We start from the raw sequence: 15145 nt of genomic DNA on the forward strand, positions 1-15145 counted from the left end.
TTTTCTTTTTATAGCCCGTGAAAAAAGTGGCTTATGCTTCAATTGCATGACAGTTTTATTTAATAGAATAAGATAGCTATTTTAAATAGCAAAATCGCATACTACTTTTGAAATTAAATATGTTATCGTTCTATGCATAAATATAACCCACATATAACTTTTTTGTATATGACATAAGATTCGGACTTCAAAATGACTGCTAGTATCCCGTCTGTAACGCATTTGAAACAACTCGAAGCCGAGAGTATTCAGATTTTCCGTGAAGTTGCTGCTGAGTTTGAAAACCCAGTGATGCTTTACTCCGTAGGAAAAGACTCTTCTGTACTGCTTCACCTTGCACGTAAGGCGTTCGCGCCCGGTAAGATTCCTTTCCCGCTATTACACGTTGATACCACGTGGAAGTTTGGCGAAATGATAAAGTTCCGTGATGAACAAGCTAAGAAACACGGTTTTGATTTGCTTGTGCACATCAATGAAGAAGGGGTTGAAGCTGGCGTTGGCCCATTTAGCCATGGTTCAGCAAAACATACTGACATCATGAAAACCCAAGCACTCAAGCAAGCATTGAACAAATATAAGTTTGATGCGGCCTTTGGCGGTGCTCGGCGCGACGAAGAAAAATCACGCGCCAAAGAGCGTGTTTATTCATTCCGCGACAGCAACCACCGCTGGGACCCCAAAAACCAGCGTCCCGAGCTTTGGAATATTTATAACTCTCAAGTGAACAAAGGCGAAAGCATTCGTGTCTTCCCAATGTCGAACTGGACTGAGCTAGATATCTGGCAATACATCTACCTAGAAAACATCGATATTCCACAACTTTACCTTTCTAAGCCTCGTCCAGTGGTTGAGCGTGACGGCATTCTTATTATGGTTGACGACGACCGAATGCCACTTGAAGAAGGTGAAGTACCGGAGATGCGGTCAGTGCGTTTTCGTACTCTTGGCTGTTATCCACTTACTGGTGCAGTTGAGTCAGAAGCAGCAACCCTACCTGAAGTTATTCAAGAAATGCTGCTTACCAAGACGTCTGAACGTCAGGGCCGAGTTATCGACCATGACAGCGCAGGCTCTATGGAGAAGAAAAAAATGGAAGGGTACTTCTAATGGTCACCGACAACGTTGTTTGGCATAAACACGAAGTAAACAAGACCACCCGCTCTAAGAAGCTTGCTCAAATACCGCGTGTATTCTGGCTTACAGGATTAAGTGGCTCTGGAAAATCGACATTAGCAAACTTGCTTGAGAAAAAGCTTCACGAGCAGAACAAGCACACCTATCTGCTTGACGGCGACAACGTGCGTCATGGTCTGTGCGGCGACTTAGGTTTTAGTGATAAAGATCGCGTTGAAAACATTCGTCGCATTAGCGAAGTTGCCAAGCTATTTGTCGATTCCGGTACCATAGTGCTTACCGCCTTTATCTCGCCTTTCAAAGTGGACCGCGACTACTGCCGCGGCCTAATGGAAGACGGAGAATTCGTAGAAGTGTTTATTGATACCCCACTTGAAGTGTGTGAAAAACGCGACCCGAAAGGGCTATACAAAAAAGCGCGCAGCGGTGAGATAAAAGACTTCACGGGTATTGACTCTGCGTATGAAGCACCAGAGTCGCCTGAGATTCACTTAACCTATCAGGATGAACCGGCAGAGCAAACTGTCGAGCGTCTGTATGCTTTACTTCAAGAAAAGGGATTAGTGTAATGACACAGCCTTTGGATGCACTTACACAACAAGTGCTTAATATCGCCAAAGAAGCTGGCGATAAGATAATGGCAATTTACGAGAAAGATTTTACCATTTATGAAAAGCAGGATACCAGCCCGCTAACAGAAGCTGACCTAGCCGCACATAACGTTATTGTTAACGCCCTTGAAGCAGAATCTGATTTGCCCATTCTTTCTGAAGAGTCAGCAAATATTTCGTGGGATGAGCGCAAATCGTGGTCGTCTTACTGGCTGGTCGACCCGCTAGACGGCACTAAAGAATTTATTAAGAAAAACGGTGAGTTTACGGTCAACATTGCACTTATCGAGAACGGCAAACCAACCTTGGGTGTGGTTTACGCGCCAGCACTAAACAAAAGCTACGTAGGTATTGTTGGTGTAGGTGCGTGGACCGAAGTGAATGGCCAATTCACCGCTATTTCAGCGCGCAAGCACAATGGTGCTGAAGTGTGGAAAGTAGTAGGTAGTCGGTCTCACCAAAGCCCTGAGATTCAACATTTATTGGCAAAGCTTGAAGGTGAAACTGAGCTTGTTGCGATGGGTAGCTCCCTGAAGCTTTGCTTGGTGGCCGAAGGTGAAGCACATCTTTACCCTCGATTAGGCCCAACATCTGAATGGGATACGGGTGCAGCGCACGCCGTCGCACTAGCGGCAGGTGCAAACGTAACCGTACTCGATCCTGAAAACCCATTAGATGACAACGCTGACGCTCTTACGTACAACCAAAAAGAGTCTGTGTTAAACCCCTTTTTCCTTGTGAGCGCATAACATGAACAATGAAAACGAATTATTAAGACAGGATATTCTGTCTTACCTAGAGCAACACGAAAAGAAAGATATGCTACGTTTCCTAACCTGCGGTAGCGTAGACGATGGTAAAAGTACCCTAATTGGTCGCTTACTTCACGATTCTAAAATGATTTATGAAGACCAGCTTGCCGCTATCACAAAGGACAGCAAAAAAGTGGGCACTACAGGCGAGAAAGTTGACCTTGCCCTTCTTGTAGACGGCCTTCAGTCAGAGCGTGAGCAAGGTATCACTATCGACGTAGCCTATCGCTACTTCTCTACTGACAAGCGTAAGTTTATCATCGCCGACACGCCAGGGCACGAGCAGTACACCCGTAACATGGTAACCGGCGCGTCAACGTGCGACCTTGCTATTATTCTTGTTGATGCTCGTGGCGGCGTTAAAGTACAAACGAAACGTCACTCGTTCCTGGTTTCTCTTTTAGGTATCAAACACGTTATTGTTGCTATCAACAAAATGGACTTGATGGATTATTCAGAAGAAGTGTACAAACAAATTCAGGAAGACTACCTGAAGTTTGCTGAGCAGCTTGATATTCCTGATATTCAGTTCGTGCCTATTTCAGCACTTGAAGGCGACAACGTAGTAGGCAAGAGCGAAAAGACCCCTTGGTTTGACGGCACGCCACTTATGGAAATGTTGGAAAACATTGAGATTGGTGAAGACGACAACTTGGAAGATTTTCGCTTTCCAGTGCAGTACGTTAACCGCCCTAACCTAGACTTCCGAGGCTTTGCAGGTACAGTAGTCTCCGGTCAAGTAGCGCCTGGTGATGAAATAACCGCCCTTCCTTCTGGGAAGAAATCAAAAGTGAAGCAAGTGGTTACTTTCGAAGGCGACCAAGAACGCGCTTATGTACCTCAAGCGGTTACCCTAACGCTAGAAGATGAAATTGACATCTCTCGTGGCGACATGATTGTTAAATCAGACAACTTGCCTCTGCTTAACACGCAATTCAAAACACACTTAGTGTGGATGTCGGAAGAGCCGCTAATGCCAAACAAGCAATATTTGTTTAAATTTGCGACTAAATCAACACCTGGCGTTGTTGCCCATATCGATAATCAAATTGACGTGAATACATTAGAAGAAACCGACGCTATGCATCTGAATCTTAACGAAATTGGTGTAGTCGACGTTAAGTTTACACAACCTGTTGCCTGCGACCCGTATAAGCGCAATCGCCCTACGGGTTCATTCATAGTCATCGACCGCCTTACTAACGGTACGGTTGGAGCGGGTATGATCATTGATGAAATTGCAGGTGACGCACAGCATACAACGCCTAACTTCTCTGAGTTCGAGCTTGAATTCAATGCACTAGTGCGTAAGCACTTCCCGCATTGGAACGCTGTGGATATCAGTAAACTTTAAGCAGGACTGGAACAATATGGATGTGACCCAGTTTATCGTACTGGCAGTATTTGCCGGTACGATATGCGCGCTGATCTTTACCAATCAGCGCCCTTCCACTGTCTTTTCTGGTGCAGTGTTAGCACTACTGGTTACCCAGCAGTTATCTCTCGATGACATCTTGCTAAACTTAACCAACAAGGGGCTTATTACCCTCGTTTTGTTGCTTTTGGTGAGTAGCGCAATAGATAAAACAGCGCTAATAAAACGCCTAGGAAGGAAACTAGTGAGTGCTAACTTTACTCAGTCCTACTGGCGCTTGTTTTCGTTGACTTTTTTATCGTCTGCACTGTTAAACAATACTGCTATAGTGGCAAGCCTTATTGGTCCTATTAAACAAAACCAATATCACCCCGCCTCTCGATTATTAATTCCGCTTTCATACGCCGCTATTTTAGGCGGTACGGTAACCTTAATCGGTACGTCTACCAACTTGATTGTAGACAGCTTTTTGCAAGAGCACGGGCACCCAGGCTTTAACTTTTTCGACTTCACACTTTATGGCACTGTAGCTGGACTAAGCTGTGGTTTACTCATGTTTTTATTGCTTCCTTTGTTACCTAATATTGGCAATAAGAGTAATAACTATCGTGAGTATATGGTTGAAGCCGAAGTGGAATCTGGTTCAGAGCTCATAGGGAAAACCGTAGAACAAAACCATCTGCGTAATTTACCTGAACTTTTTTTGGTAGAAGTGGTGCGCAATGGCAACCTTATATCGCCTGTTGGACCTGACTTAGTCATTCTAGAAAACGATAAACTGATTTTCTCTGGCAATGTTCAAAAACTTGATAACCTTAGTCACATAAAAGGCCTAAGCATGTTTGCCGAGACCGACGGCGTGTTGCGCGAAAGCTTAACCGAGGTGGTAGTTTCCAATCGCGCACAAGTTATTGGGCAAACGATTAAAAAGCTAGGCTTTCGAGCACTATTTGATGCCGCCGTTGTAGCAATTCGTCGCGACGGTGAGCAGCTATCAGGCAAGCTAGGAGAAATAAAACTTCAAGCAGGTGACTTTTTGCTGTTAGCTACAGGCCCAGATTTCGCGACTCGTCAAAATTTGAATAAGAACTTTTTTATTTTGTCAGAGCAAAAAATTGCCCGCCCTCTAACCAATATGCAAGAGTGGATTACCCTTGGCGGCTTCCTTACCACGGTATTATTAGCTGCAACTAACATCATATCATTGGCTATTGGTCTGTTATTTTTGGCCGCTGTGCTCATAGGCGTAAAAGTAACATCAAACGGGGAAATGAAGCGAAACTTGCCGTTGAACTTGATTGTTGTGATTGTCGGTGCATTAAGTTTGGCCACTGCACTAGAAAACTCAGGCGTTATAAGCATTACTACCAAAGCCCTTATGCCGATGCTATCAGGTACCGACTGGTTTATTGCATTGTTAGTCATTTACTTGCTGACGCTTGTTTTGACAGAGTTCGTAACTAACAACGCAGCTGCTGCGTTAATGTTCCCGTTTGCCTACGGGTTAGTACAAATAATTGGCGCACCGCTTATGCCATTTGCATTAGCGGTAGCATTTGCTGCAAGTGCGAGCTTTGTTTCACCGTTTGGCTATCAAACTAACTTGCTTGTTTATAATGCAGCGAACTATAAGTTTTCTCATTTTATAAAAATTGGGCTACCTATCTCACTGATGTATAGCACCATAGTTTTGACATTGCTTAACTTTACTTACTTGTAAAATCTTAAGGCGTATTTTGATAACACAAAGAAAATTGTAAAAAATAAAGCAGTAGTCTTCAGCATTACGTTAAGGGAAGCAAACGCTTCCCTTTTTAATTTCGAACACGTTTTGCAATAATCCTAAGCTTTCTATATATTCATTTTCTCTTACAAATATCAATATGTTGTGCTGTACAACACCTGCTGCCACCGTTAATCTATAGCTCAATTATGGCCTGCCTGTTGGCAAGCTATTCATCATTCATGGCTTTACATAGAGTCCAAGGTAATAAATAAAAATAAAATAGGAGCAAGGGATGCACGACGTAACGAACCCCTTTCAAGCGTGTAACGATATTTTCTTTAAGCCCAATGGTGTGTTTAAAGCGGTGGGTGAAAACAACAATTGGAGCTGGATGCCATTCATTTTGATCATGGCTATTTCGCTTGTTTCACAATACCTCTATATCAACTTCGTGGACATTGAATGGTTCGCGCAGATGAACATTGCCGCGCAGGGTGATATGAGCCCTGCAGAAGAAGAGCAAATGAAAGCCTTTTTCACCAGAGACGCACTACTTTGGTCCTCTATTATCGGCGCCTTTTTTATTCCAATTATTGTGAATGCGGTGTACGCAGTGTACATAAATCTGATGACACGCTCGGATGATAGCCATGTTTATGGTTTTACTGACTGGTATGGTTTTGCTTGGTGGCTTTCAATGCCTTATGTACTTACTGGATTATTGGGTGTTGCTTTTCTATTGTTCACGGGCGACCATCAAGTGGCACCATCAATTTTGTCTCCAACGTCTCTTGGGTATATTGCCAGTATCCCTATGGACTCACCTTGGTACGCTTTCGGTCAGGCGCTAAGATTAGAACTGTTTTGGGGCATTTACTTGGCCACTGTAGGCATCACTCAATGGACAGCCTTTACTCTCAAAAAAGCGGCATTAATTGCCAGTGCACCTTATGTTGTTATCTATGGCATCTGGCTAGTTGCTCTCGCCTTTTTCTAATTGAGCATGCCGGTGTGACGCTCTGAATATAGAAAGATTGCGCTGTACCATGTAGCCAGTATTTACGAACCTGGTATTTTAGTACAGCGCTTCTATAGCTTTGCCGTGCAGCATCATCTTAAAAAACGCTTCCTTCATTACCCCAGCAACATTCAAACAGCTTCATGGTCGCTTTGTCGTTACATGAATTCTCAGTATACCCACAGTGGCAGCTGTTTCGTGGGCTTGGCCCCTTCGCGTAGTGGTCTGAAATAATCTTTATTTTGATAAAACTTCGCATTCTGCTGTGAATGCCACAAAGGCACACCTAACAAAGGAAGAGGCTTCAAGAGCGGCGCAACCTGAAAAGCATCGAGCGCTGATATACGGGCAGAAATAGCATCGTCTAGTACTGCGCGTTGTTGCCATTTATTGAGATCGCTAAACCCTTGAGGAACTGAAACCGCGAGCCATTTCCCCGTCAATCCAATAAACGGATTCAGCATCATTTCTAAATTCGCGTGCCCAAATACAAAAGGCGTTACTTCGGCATACCAACGTTTCCTATTTGCCAGAAACACCTGTTCCCATTCATGAGCAGCAAGTTGCTGCAGGAAAGCTTCTAGCGATTCAACGCCAGTTGGCCTGCTCTTATCATTCTCTTCAAGAACGGCGTGTTTGTGCAAAGTTGCGTGTTGCGTTAACTGACTGGGCTCTTCTATCGCCAGCACGACACCGCATTCATCGAAGTGAGTAATACGATTGCGACGCGCCGTCCTAGGGTTTACACCGAACGCGTTAATGTCACTAATATGTAGCTCATTCAATAAAGACTTTGTCTTTGGAAATTGAAGCCAAATTAGAGCATTAAATAAATCATGCCAGCTTTGCTCACGGGTAGGGACAACCCCATCTTCGCTAATGATGGTTTCGTAATAACGCTGATCCGATTCTGAAAACTGACTTTGCCCTTTAAATAAAGGTCCTTGCCAAGACTTATGGTAGTGCGCCGTTAGTGAGTTTAACAAGTCTGGCGTAGGAAATTCATTTTTACTCAGTAAGCCAACCTCATCTAACAAGTCCGTAACGGGTTTACTGGCGTGTTTTAGTAAGTAGTGGTTACAGAAAGGGATTGAGTTTGAATGCATATCAACTATTGGTTCGCTTTGGGGTTTTCTCTATACTGGTCGCGTATTGTAGAGCAAACAGAGACTAACAATGAAAAAAATGTTTTTGCCATTGCTTGTACCTACCCTTCTAGGCGTAAGTGCTTGCACTCCTAATAATGACAGCACCTCAACCAACGAGACGGCCCAGAAAGCAATGCCTGTGGCATCAAACTTCGACCGTGTTTACAACAGTATTTCCGATGCAGATATTCGCGAGCCCTTGAAAGTTCTGTCTTCAGATGAATTTGAAGGTCGTTTACCAACAACTGAAGGTGAAAAGAAAACCATTGATTATTTGGTTAGCGAATTTACAAAAACAGGGCTTAAGCCAGGTAATGGTGATAGTTTCCTTCAAAAAGTAGCGCTTATGGAAATTACTGCTGACCCTGATATGACCATGACCATTGGCGACAATAACTTCGCGTATAAAGATCAAATGGTAGCCTCTTCTAAGCGCGAGCAAAGCTCGGTGTCGCTCGAAGATTCAGAGTTAGTCTTCGTTGGCTATGGTGTAAATGCACCAGAGTACGACTGGAACGACTACCAAGGGTTAGACGTTAAAGGCAAAACAGTCGTCATGCTAATTAATGACCCGGGTTTTGAAAATCCAGAAAGTGGTAAGTTTCAAGGCACAACGATGACCTACTACGGTCGTTGGAGCTACAAATATGAAGAAGCCAGCCGGCAAGGCGCTGCAGGCGCCATTATTGTTCACGAAACAGCACCGGCTTCTTACGGCTGGTCTGTCGTTGCCAACAGCTGGAGCGGTCCGCAATACGGCTTGGTAAGTGCCGACAAAGGCGCAAGCCGTGTCGCGGTTGAAGGTTGGCTAACGTTAGATGCAGCAAAAAAAGTGTTTGCTGATGCTGGGCTTGATTTTGAAACAGAAAAAGCCAACGCTATGCAAGGTCCTTACAACAAAGCAATGGACATTAAAGCATCGGTCACTGTTAATAACACATTCAAAAAGTCTGAAAGCAACAATGTGATAGCTACGCTACCCGGTTCAGCGTTCCCTGATGAGCATGTTATCTATACAGCACACTGGGATCACTTGGGCAAGGATGAAACCAAAGAAGGCGACCAAATCTATAATGGCGCCCATGACAACGCGACGGGTACAGCAGCGATTTTAGCCATGGCGCAAGCCTATTCTGAGCTTAGGCCCGCACCAAAACGCTCGGTATCATTTTTAGTGGTAACCGCTGAAGAGCAAGGGTTATTAGGCAGTAAATTCTATGCAAGCAACCCTGTTATTCCCATTGAAAACACTGTTGCGAACATCAATATGGATGCGATGAATGTTTTGGGTAGAACAAAGAACGTGGCTGTTGTGGGCATGGGTAAATCGGAAATGGAAGATTACCTTGAAGCCGCTGCGACAAAACAAGGTCGTACGCTGACTCAAGAAGACAGACCAGAAGCCGGTTATTATTATCGCTCAGATCACTTTAGCTTTGCTAAGCAAGGCGTTCCAGCACTTTACGCTGAAGGTGGTAATGAACCGGCAGATGAAGAGACTGCTAAGTACAGAAAACGTATGAATGTTATTGTTACAGGCTGCTATCACCAAGTGTGCGATCAGTATCGCGATGATTGGGATTTAAGTGGTATCGTACAAGATACGCAAATGCTGTTTGATGTAGGTGTAGGCGTAGCAAACGCTGACGCTTGGCCTAAATGGAATGAAACGAGCGAGTTTCAGCGTCAAAATTAATTAAACGCTAACATAAACGCGATCAAAACCGTGTTTTTATGCGAAAAGTAAAATAAGGACTTCTTTATGAGGTCCTTTTTTTCTTTTGCTAACCCTGTCCCTAAGGATTTTTCTACCGCTCTTTATGGATTTATTTTTAGCCACATCGACATAAAATTTTGCGTTTAAATTAGGATAAAAATGTTAATAAATAGCCATTTTGAGATAAATGTAATAAGAATTTCCATTTTCTCATCATAATATACTTGCAATTTCCTGTCAGACTGGCACATTCAGGGGCACGCGAATAAGAAAAACAACAAACCTTCGCCCACTCGTACGCGAGTACCGACAGAAAAAACTTCTATTTTTTTCAACAAGTGAACAGAGAGAATCCGTTATATGTGTGGTATTTTCGGTATCCTTGATATCAAAACCGATGTGTCTGAACTCAGAACCCAAGCCCTCGATTTATCAAAACTTTTGCGCCACCGTGGCCCTGACTGGTCGGGTATCTGGAATAATGACAATACCATTCTTTGTCACGAAAGACTGGCAATTGTCGACGTAGATACAGGGGCGCAGCCTCTTATCAGTCAAAACGATAAGCACATTCTTGCCGTTAACGGTGAGATTTATAACCATAAGCAGCTAGCTGCTGACTTAAATGAACCGTATCCATTCAAAACTCGTTCAGATTGTGAAGTTATCCTTCCGCTTTTTCAGCAAAAAGGCATCGACTTTATTGATGAACTAGAGGGCATGTTTGCGTTTATTCTTTACGATGAAGAACAGGACGCTTACCTAATTGCCCGTGATCATATTGGCATTATTCCGCTTTACACGGGTTATGATGAACACGGAAACTTCTATGTTTCATCTGAAATGAAAGCGTTAGCAGGCGTATGTAAAACAATCAGTGAATTCCCTCCTGGCCACTACCTGTGGAGCAAAGAAGGTAAAATCACCAAGTACTACAAACGCGACTGGATGGAATACGATAACGTCAAAGACAACACTAGCGATCTAGACGAGCTTCGCGTTGCTTTTGAAAAAGCGGTGAAGTCTCATATGATGTCTGACGTTCCATACGCCGTACTTCTATCAGGCGGCCTGGACTCCTCTCTTGTTTCTGCTGTGGCTGCACAGTACGTAGCCAAACGTGTTGAAGATGAAGACAAGACTGACGCGTGGTGGCCACGCCTACACAGTTTTGCTGTGGGTCTTGAAGGTGCTCCTGACCTTAAAGCTGCGAAGAAAGTGGCGGATATGATTGGTACCGTTCACCATGAAATCCACTTTACCATTCAAGAAGGTTTAGATGCCATCCGCGATGTTATCTACCACTTAGAAACCTATGACACCACCACAATTCGCGCCGCTACACCCATGTATTTAATGACCCGAAAGATTAAAGCGATGGGCATTAAAATGGTGCTGTCGGGTGAAGGTTCTGATGAAATTTTTGGTGGTTATCTGTATTTCCACAAGGCACCAAATGCCAAAGAATTTCACGAAGAAACCGTGCGTAAGCTAGATCGTCTGCACATGTTTGACTGTGCGCGTGCTAACAAAGCCACGTCAGCATGGGGTGTAGAAGCTCGCGTGCCTTTCTTAGATAAGAACTTCATTGACGTAGCTATGCGCTTAAACCCGCAGGATAAAATGTGTCTAGACGGAAAAATGGAGAAATGGATCCTTCGTAAAGCATTTGATAACGGTGAAACCCTGCCAGCAGAAGTTTTGTGGCGTCAAAAAGAACAGTTCGGAGATGGCGTAGGTTATTCGTGGATTGACTCTATTCGTGATTTTGTTGAAAACGAGGTGACTGATCAGCAACTCGCTACCGCAGAGTTCCGCTTCCCGGTGAATACGCCAGACACCAAAGAAGGCTACTATTACCGTACTATCTTTGAGAGCTACTTCCCTCAAGAGAGCGCCGCGCGCTGTGTACCGGGTGGTAAATCTATTGCCTGTAGTACGGCGGAAGCACTTGAATGGGATGAAAGCTTTAAAAACAATGCAGACCCTTCTGGCCGTTCAATGAAAGGCGTTCACGCTGGTGAGTCGTAACATAGTTAAACCCTAGCAGCAATATCTGAAAACGCGGCACAAGCCGCGTTTTTTTATTTTCTATTCATTTTTTAGAAGCGTCCATTGTTCGCTTATACCAAAGAGCGGAATTGGTGAGGGGGGTTTCAATGGGCAGCAATGGGTTTTCCAGAGTATATATTTTTCGCTCATTAACCCTTAAGGAAGCTAAGATGGGGGCATAAGTGGATTCAAAAAGTGCATCAAAAGAACCATCTTCTATGGCTCTGTTAAGGCCTGTTTCAATAAGATTAGCTAACGTCTTGTTGCTTGAGCTTACAAAGTAATACATAGCGGTGGGATAATACAGCGCCATCGCGGGCTCAAGGTAAAGATTGTTACGGCGCCCCTGTGCCTCAAGCTCTGCGTTCACTTCCATTACAGAACGAGGAAAGAAGTCTCCTTTACCCTGTTTTATCATGTCATAGGCTTCGCGAAATTCGGGCACTGTAAATACATTGAACCCGTTCGCTTGAAGAATTTTGGTGTCAGGCCACTCTTCGCCTTGAACAGGCACGAGTTTACGCATGTCGTTTAGGGATAATACTCCATCGAACTTCGCTTTCTTACTTTGGTTTATAACGAAAACACGAAGCCCTATAAGCCCTTTTGCAATTGGTATGCGGATGGGCGTTAGTTCTTTCTCGCGTTGGCTGTCCGTCATACTCCACACTACGTTAACTTCTCTATTTTCACGAAGCTGACGCATAGCTTTGCCGGTTAATAATATACGGTCCGAGGGGCGAAGTTCATAGTTTACGCCTGTTTTATCGAGAGCAAGCTTTAGCAAAGCTATAGGGTACTGGGTACGTGCGTCTGAATCGTCAATGGGACGTGGATACGTGATAGTCCAAGTCGCAGCATCTACTGTTGGCCCCAAGATGAAAAGACATAAAGCGAAAGCCGTCAAAACGGCTTTTTTAAGCTGATTGAAACGTTTCATTTACTTTATGTCCTATATAAATTTGAGTACTTAGGCACACCATACAATTGACCATAAAAGCAACAAGCCCTTTACCTTTATTCAATACCAATGTATTTGTGTGTTTGTAAAGATAGCCGCCAGTTGCGTTCAATACAAGTACGCACGGCCAATTCAGTCGCCCTCTTTTGTTGGCTAATTGGTTGTAAACAAACCTGTTTTCCCTCTAGCGACGATACACCAGCGAGCAGCGCATCAAGCTCATCAATGTGTTTTTGCATAGCGATGGGATGCTTGATTTCATTCGCTCTTTCAAGCGCACATATTAAAACGTCGTACCCGCCTTTCATGTTTATTTTAGGAGATACGGTCACGTAGGTGCGCTCATCGCAAAGCACTTTAAAAGTACCGCTGGTTTCAATCTGTGTTGTATACCCATTGTCATGAAGCAAAGAAGTCAGCGGGCGTAAATCATACATACATGGCTCACCGCCAGTAATAACCACGTGTTTCGCCACATAGCCTTGTTGCCCAAACTCGGCCAGCAAAGCCGCCTCATCGGATATAAAGTAGGTTTCAGACTCTTGGCTTTTTGTGATTACAGCTTGCGGTGACACGTTCAAGTCAGGCTTAATTTCCCATGTGTGTTTTGTATCACACCATGGGCAGCCTACAGGACAGCCTTGTAGACGAACAAAGATAGATGGAATACCAGTGTGAGCACCTTCACCTTGGATAGTTTCAAACATCTCATTGATGTTTAATGTGGACATTACAGACAATTTGTCACCCTTTAACGATTGTATGTTGGGATTTTACCAAGGATCACATAAAATTCGGGCATAATTTCTTAAAACTTCGAAAAACTATGTCAGAAAACGTTGTTGTTATCTATTCAGGAGGCATGGACTCCTTCACAGTGCTGCACAAAGCATTAAATGCAGGCAAAAAAGTTCATGCTCTGAGCTTTAACTACGGACAACGCCATAAGAAAGAACTCGATTACGCTGCCAACGTGTGCAATTCGCTTAATGTCCCCCACAAGATTGTAGACATTAGCGCCATAAATACGCTTATAGGGGGGTCAGCGTTAACATCAGATATCGAGGTTCCTGAAGGCCATTATGAAGAACCAAGTATGAAACAAACCGTAGTACCTAATCGCAACATGATTTTGTTATCGCTCGCGGTCGGCTACGCAGTCAGTTTAGACGCAAACGAAGTTTATTATGGTGCTCACTCTGGGGACCACGCCATTTATCCAGACTGCCGTCCAGAATTCGTTCATAAAATGAATGATGTATGCGGCATCGCGAATTACACCCCCGTTACTATCATGACGCCTTATATAGACGACAGTAAAACGGCTATTCTAACCGATGGTTTATCTATGGGGCTGGATTATGGTCAGACATGGACCTGTTATAACGGCAGAGAAAAAGCGTGTGGAAAATGCGGAGCCTGCGAAGAACGCTTAGAGGCGTTTAAAGAAAATAACGCCGTAGACCCGCTAGACTACGAATAAACGCTAAACTTTGAGTAACACCTCTTATCTTCTGTTCTTTGATGGACGTAATTCGATAAGAGGTGTTTTTATTTTTTGATAGGGGCAAAACTACTTCTGACTTTCAGAAATAAAATAACTCAACTCTTTGATACAGTGGCGTAATACCGGGTTCAACCGCGTATTTTTGCCATTCATGACAAACAATTCATGACTGAATTTAAATAAACTCCCCTGCGCGATTGGCACAAGTCCTAAAGCAGCCCCTTGCTCTTTCGCCATGTAATCTGGCAATAAGCCTATATATTCACCCGTCATTATCGCTGACATCGCTGCATCGAACGAATCAGAAAAAGTCTGGATAGACAACCTAGTTTCATCTTCGATGTAGTTAGCAGAAGACAAACCAGATATACCGATGGCAGGATAGTCGCCAATTTTAATGCCGTCTGGCAACGTAGTATCGCGATATTTCGCCAGAGGGTGGGTTGGCGCACAATATAAACGACCTTCCGTTTTAATACCGATAGGGTGAAAGGTTACGGACTCGGGCTTTACCATATCATAAGTTGAAACGACAAGGTGGCATTCGCCAGATAACGCAACATGCTCTACTTCATTGTATAGACGTGTTTGGATATTCACATGAATATCGTCAAACTTTTTCATTGTGCTTTTAACCGCTTTACTTACAGCCAAGTGCATTGAAAGTGGAAGACCAGCCATTAACACTAGTGTGATATGGCCAGAATAGTCATCATGTAGCGATTTCAAATTGAAGACAAAGTTATCGAAGGCATTGAAGATGCGTTTGGTTTCTTGAAAAACCACCTCACCTTCTTTTGTCATTTGAAATCCACCTCGACCGCGATGACACAAAACCAAATCTAAACGTTCTTCTAGCTTCTTGATGGCTGCGCTGATATTTGGGCGTTGCATGCGCAACACGGGTTCGGCCGCAGTAAATCCATTGCAGCTTGCTACAGCGTAAAACACACGCAGTAGCTTAATATCTGACTCCTGAAGACGATTAAGCATATTAGCACCTGTTTATAGGTATAGTTATCGATACTCAAGTCTGAACTATATGCAATAAACTACGCTATTACAACGACATTTTATGGCTTCT

Annotated in this window: 13 protein-coding genes; 9 read left to right on the forward strand and 4 right to left on the reverse strand. The window is 43.8% G+C overall.

Translation table 11 applies throughout. The features are described 5' to 3' along the window. The first annotated feature begins 192 nt into the window (after positions 1 to 192). From cysD to V7R42_RS03165, 6 genes are all read left to right on the forward strand, one after another. A complete protein-coding gene (gene cysD / locus V7R42_RS03140; RefSeq protein ID WP_014976001.1) occupies positions 193 to 1107 on the forward strand; it encodes a sulfate adenylyltransferase subunit CysD in 915 nt (304 codons plus the stop codon). Then, entirely contained in the window at positions 1107 to 1703 is a 597-nt protein-coding gene (gene cysC / locus V7R42_RS03145) for an adenylyl-sulfate kinase (protein WP_334018767.1), read from the forward strand. Before cysD ends, cysC begins: the two co-directional genes overlap by 1 nt. Then, entirely contained in the window at positions 1703 to 2494 is a 792-nt protein-coding gene (cysQ, locus tag V7R42_RS03150) for a 3'(2'),5'-bisphosphate nucleotidase CysQ (protein ID WP_334018768.1), read from the forward strand. Before cysC ends, cysQ begins: the two co-directional genes overlap by 1 nt. 1 nt (position 2495) lies before the next feature. Then, positions 2496 to 3911, forward strand: coding sequence for a sulfate adenylyltransferase subunit CysN (gene cysN, locus V7R42_RS03155; RefSeq protein WP_334018769.1), 1416 nt, complete (start codon positions 2496 to 2498; stop codon positions 3909 to 3911). 16 nt (positions 3912 to 3927) lie between these two features. Beyond that, on the forward strand, positions 3928 to 5652 hold the full coding sequence (locus V7R42_RS03160) for an SLC13 family permease (RefSeq protein ID WP_334018770.1): 1725 nt from the start codon (positions 3928 to 3930) through the stop codon (positions 5650 to 5652). Positions 5653 to 5950: 298 nt separating this feature from the next. Next, positions 5951 to 6655 carry a YIP1 family protein gene (locus V7R42_RS03165; RefSeq protein WP_334018771.1) on the forward strand — a complete coding sequence of 235 codons (705 nt, stop codon included), beginning with the start codon at positions 5951 to 5953 and terminating at the stop codon, positions 6653 to 6655. Positions 6656 to 6846: 191 nt separating this feature from the next. Here V7R42_RS03165 and V7R42_RS03170 read toward each other — a convergent pair whose 3' ends face one another. Beyond that, a complete protein-coding gene (locus V7R42_RS03170) occupies positions 6847 to 7782 on the reverse strand; it encodes a DUF3025 domain-containing protein (protein WP_334018772.1) in 936 nt (311 codons plus the stop codon). Between the two features lie 70 nt (positions 7783 to 7852). Between V7R42_RS03170 and V7R42_RS03175 the strand changes: the two genes are divergently transcribed. Both V7R42_RS03175 and asnB read left to right on the forward strand, forming a co-directional pair. Next, positions 7853 to 9520: a M28 family metallopeptidase gene (locus tag V7R42_RS03175; protein WP_334018773.1), complete on the forward strand. Its 1668-nt coding sequence runs from the start codon at positions 7853 to 7855 to the stop codon at positions 9518 to 9520. 381 nt (positions 9521 to 9901) lie between these two features. Next, entirely contained in the window at positions 9902 to 11572 is a 1671-nt protein-coding gene (asnB, locus tag V7R42_RS03180) for an asparagine synthase B (protein WP_334018774.1), read from the forward strand. A gap of 64 nt (positions 11573 to 11636) precedes the next feature. Here the strand turns inward: asnB and V7R42_RS03185 are convergent, their stop codons facing one another. Both V7R42_RS03185 and queE read right to left on the reverse strand, forming a co-directional pair. Further along, positions 11637 to 12533, reverse strand: a complete 897-nt coding sequence (locus tag V7R42_RS03185; RefSeq protein ID WP_334018775.1) for an amino acid ABC transporter substrate-binding protein — start codon at positions 12531 to 12533, stop codon at positions 11637 to 11639. Positions 12534 to 12610: 77 nt separating this feature from the next. After that, a complete protein-coding gene (queE, locus tag V7R42_RS03190) occupies positions 12611 to 13285 on the reverse strand; it encodes a 7-carboxy-7-deazaguanine synthase QueE (protein ID WP_334018776.1) in 675 nt (224 codons plus the stop codon). Between queE and queC the strand changes: the two genes are divergently transcribed. After that, complete coding sequence (queC, locus tag V7R42_RS03195) at positions 13276 to 14037, forward strand: 7-cyano-7-deazaguanine synthase QueC (protein ID WP_334018777.1); 762 nt, start codon at positions 13276 to 13278, stop codon at positions 14035 to 14037. The genes queE and queC overlap by 10 nt on opposite strands. Before the next feature lie 90 nt (positions 14038 to 14127). Here queC and V7R42_RS03200 read toward each other — a convergent pair whose 3' ends face one another. After that, positions 14128 to 15054, reverse strand: a complete 927-nt coding sequence (locus V7R42_RS03200) for a LysR family transcriptional regulator (protein ID WP_334018778.1) — start codon at positions 15052 to 15054, stop codon at positions 14128 to 14130. Positions 15055 to 15145 lie beyond the last annotated feature (91 nt).

Source organism: Alteromonas sp. S015, assembly GCF_036864485.1.
GTDB lineage: Bacteria > Pseudomonadota > Gammaproteobacteria > Enterobacterales > Alteromonadaceae > Alteromonas.

Coding starts and splice junctions, on each gene's coding strand:
- cysQ (WP_334018768.1), top strand. CDS start 1,703: ATGACACAGCCTTTGGATGCACTTACACAACAAGTGCTTAATATCGCC.
- asnB (WP_334018774.1), top strand. CDS start 9,902: ATGTGTGGTATTTTCGGTATCCTTGATATCAAAACCGATGTGTCTGAA.
- V7R42_RS03160 (WP_334018770.1), top strand. CDS start 3,928: ATGGATGTGACCCAGTTTATCGTACTGGCAGTATTTGCCGGTACGATA.
- V7R42_RS03165 (WP_334018771.1), top strand. CDS start 5,951: ATGCACGACGTAACGAACCCCTTTCAAGCGTGTAACGATATTTTCTTT.
- cysD (WP_014976001.1), top strand. CDS start 193: ATGACTGCTAGTATCCCGTCTGTAACGCATTTGAAACAACTCGAAGCC.
- V7R42_RS03175 (WP_334018773.1), top strand. CDS start 7,853: ATGAAAAAAATGTTTTTGCCATTGCTTGTACCTACCCTTCTAGGCGTA.
- queE (WP_334018776.1), bottom strand. CDS start 13,285: ATGTCCACATTAAACATCAATGAGATGTTTGAAACTATCCAAGGTGAA.
- queC (WP_334018777.1), top strand. CDS start 13,276: ATGTGGACATTACAGACAATTTGTCACCCTTTAACGATTGTATGTTGG.
- V7R42_RS03200 (WP_334018778.1), bottom strand. CDS start 15,054: ATGCTTAATCGTCTTCAGGAGTCAGATATTAAGCTACTGCGTGTGTTT.
- V7R42_RS03170 (WP_334018772.1), bottom strand. CDS start 7,782: ATGCATTCAAACTCAATCCCTTTCTGTAACCACTACTTACTAAAACAC.
- cysC (WP_334018767.1), top strand. CDS start 1,107: ATGGTCACCGACAACGTTGTTTGGCATAAACACGAAGTAAACAAGACC.
- cysN (WP_334018769.1), top strand. CDS start 2,496: ATGAACAATGAAAACGAATTATTAAGACAGGATATTCTGTCTTACCTA.
- V7R42_RS03185 (WP_334018775.1), bottom strand. CDS start 12,533: ATGAAACGTTTCAATCAGCTTAAAAAAGCCGTTTTGACGGCTTTCGCT.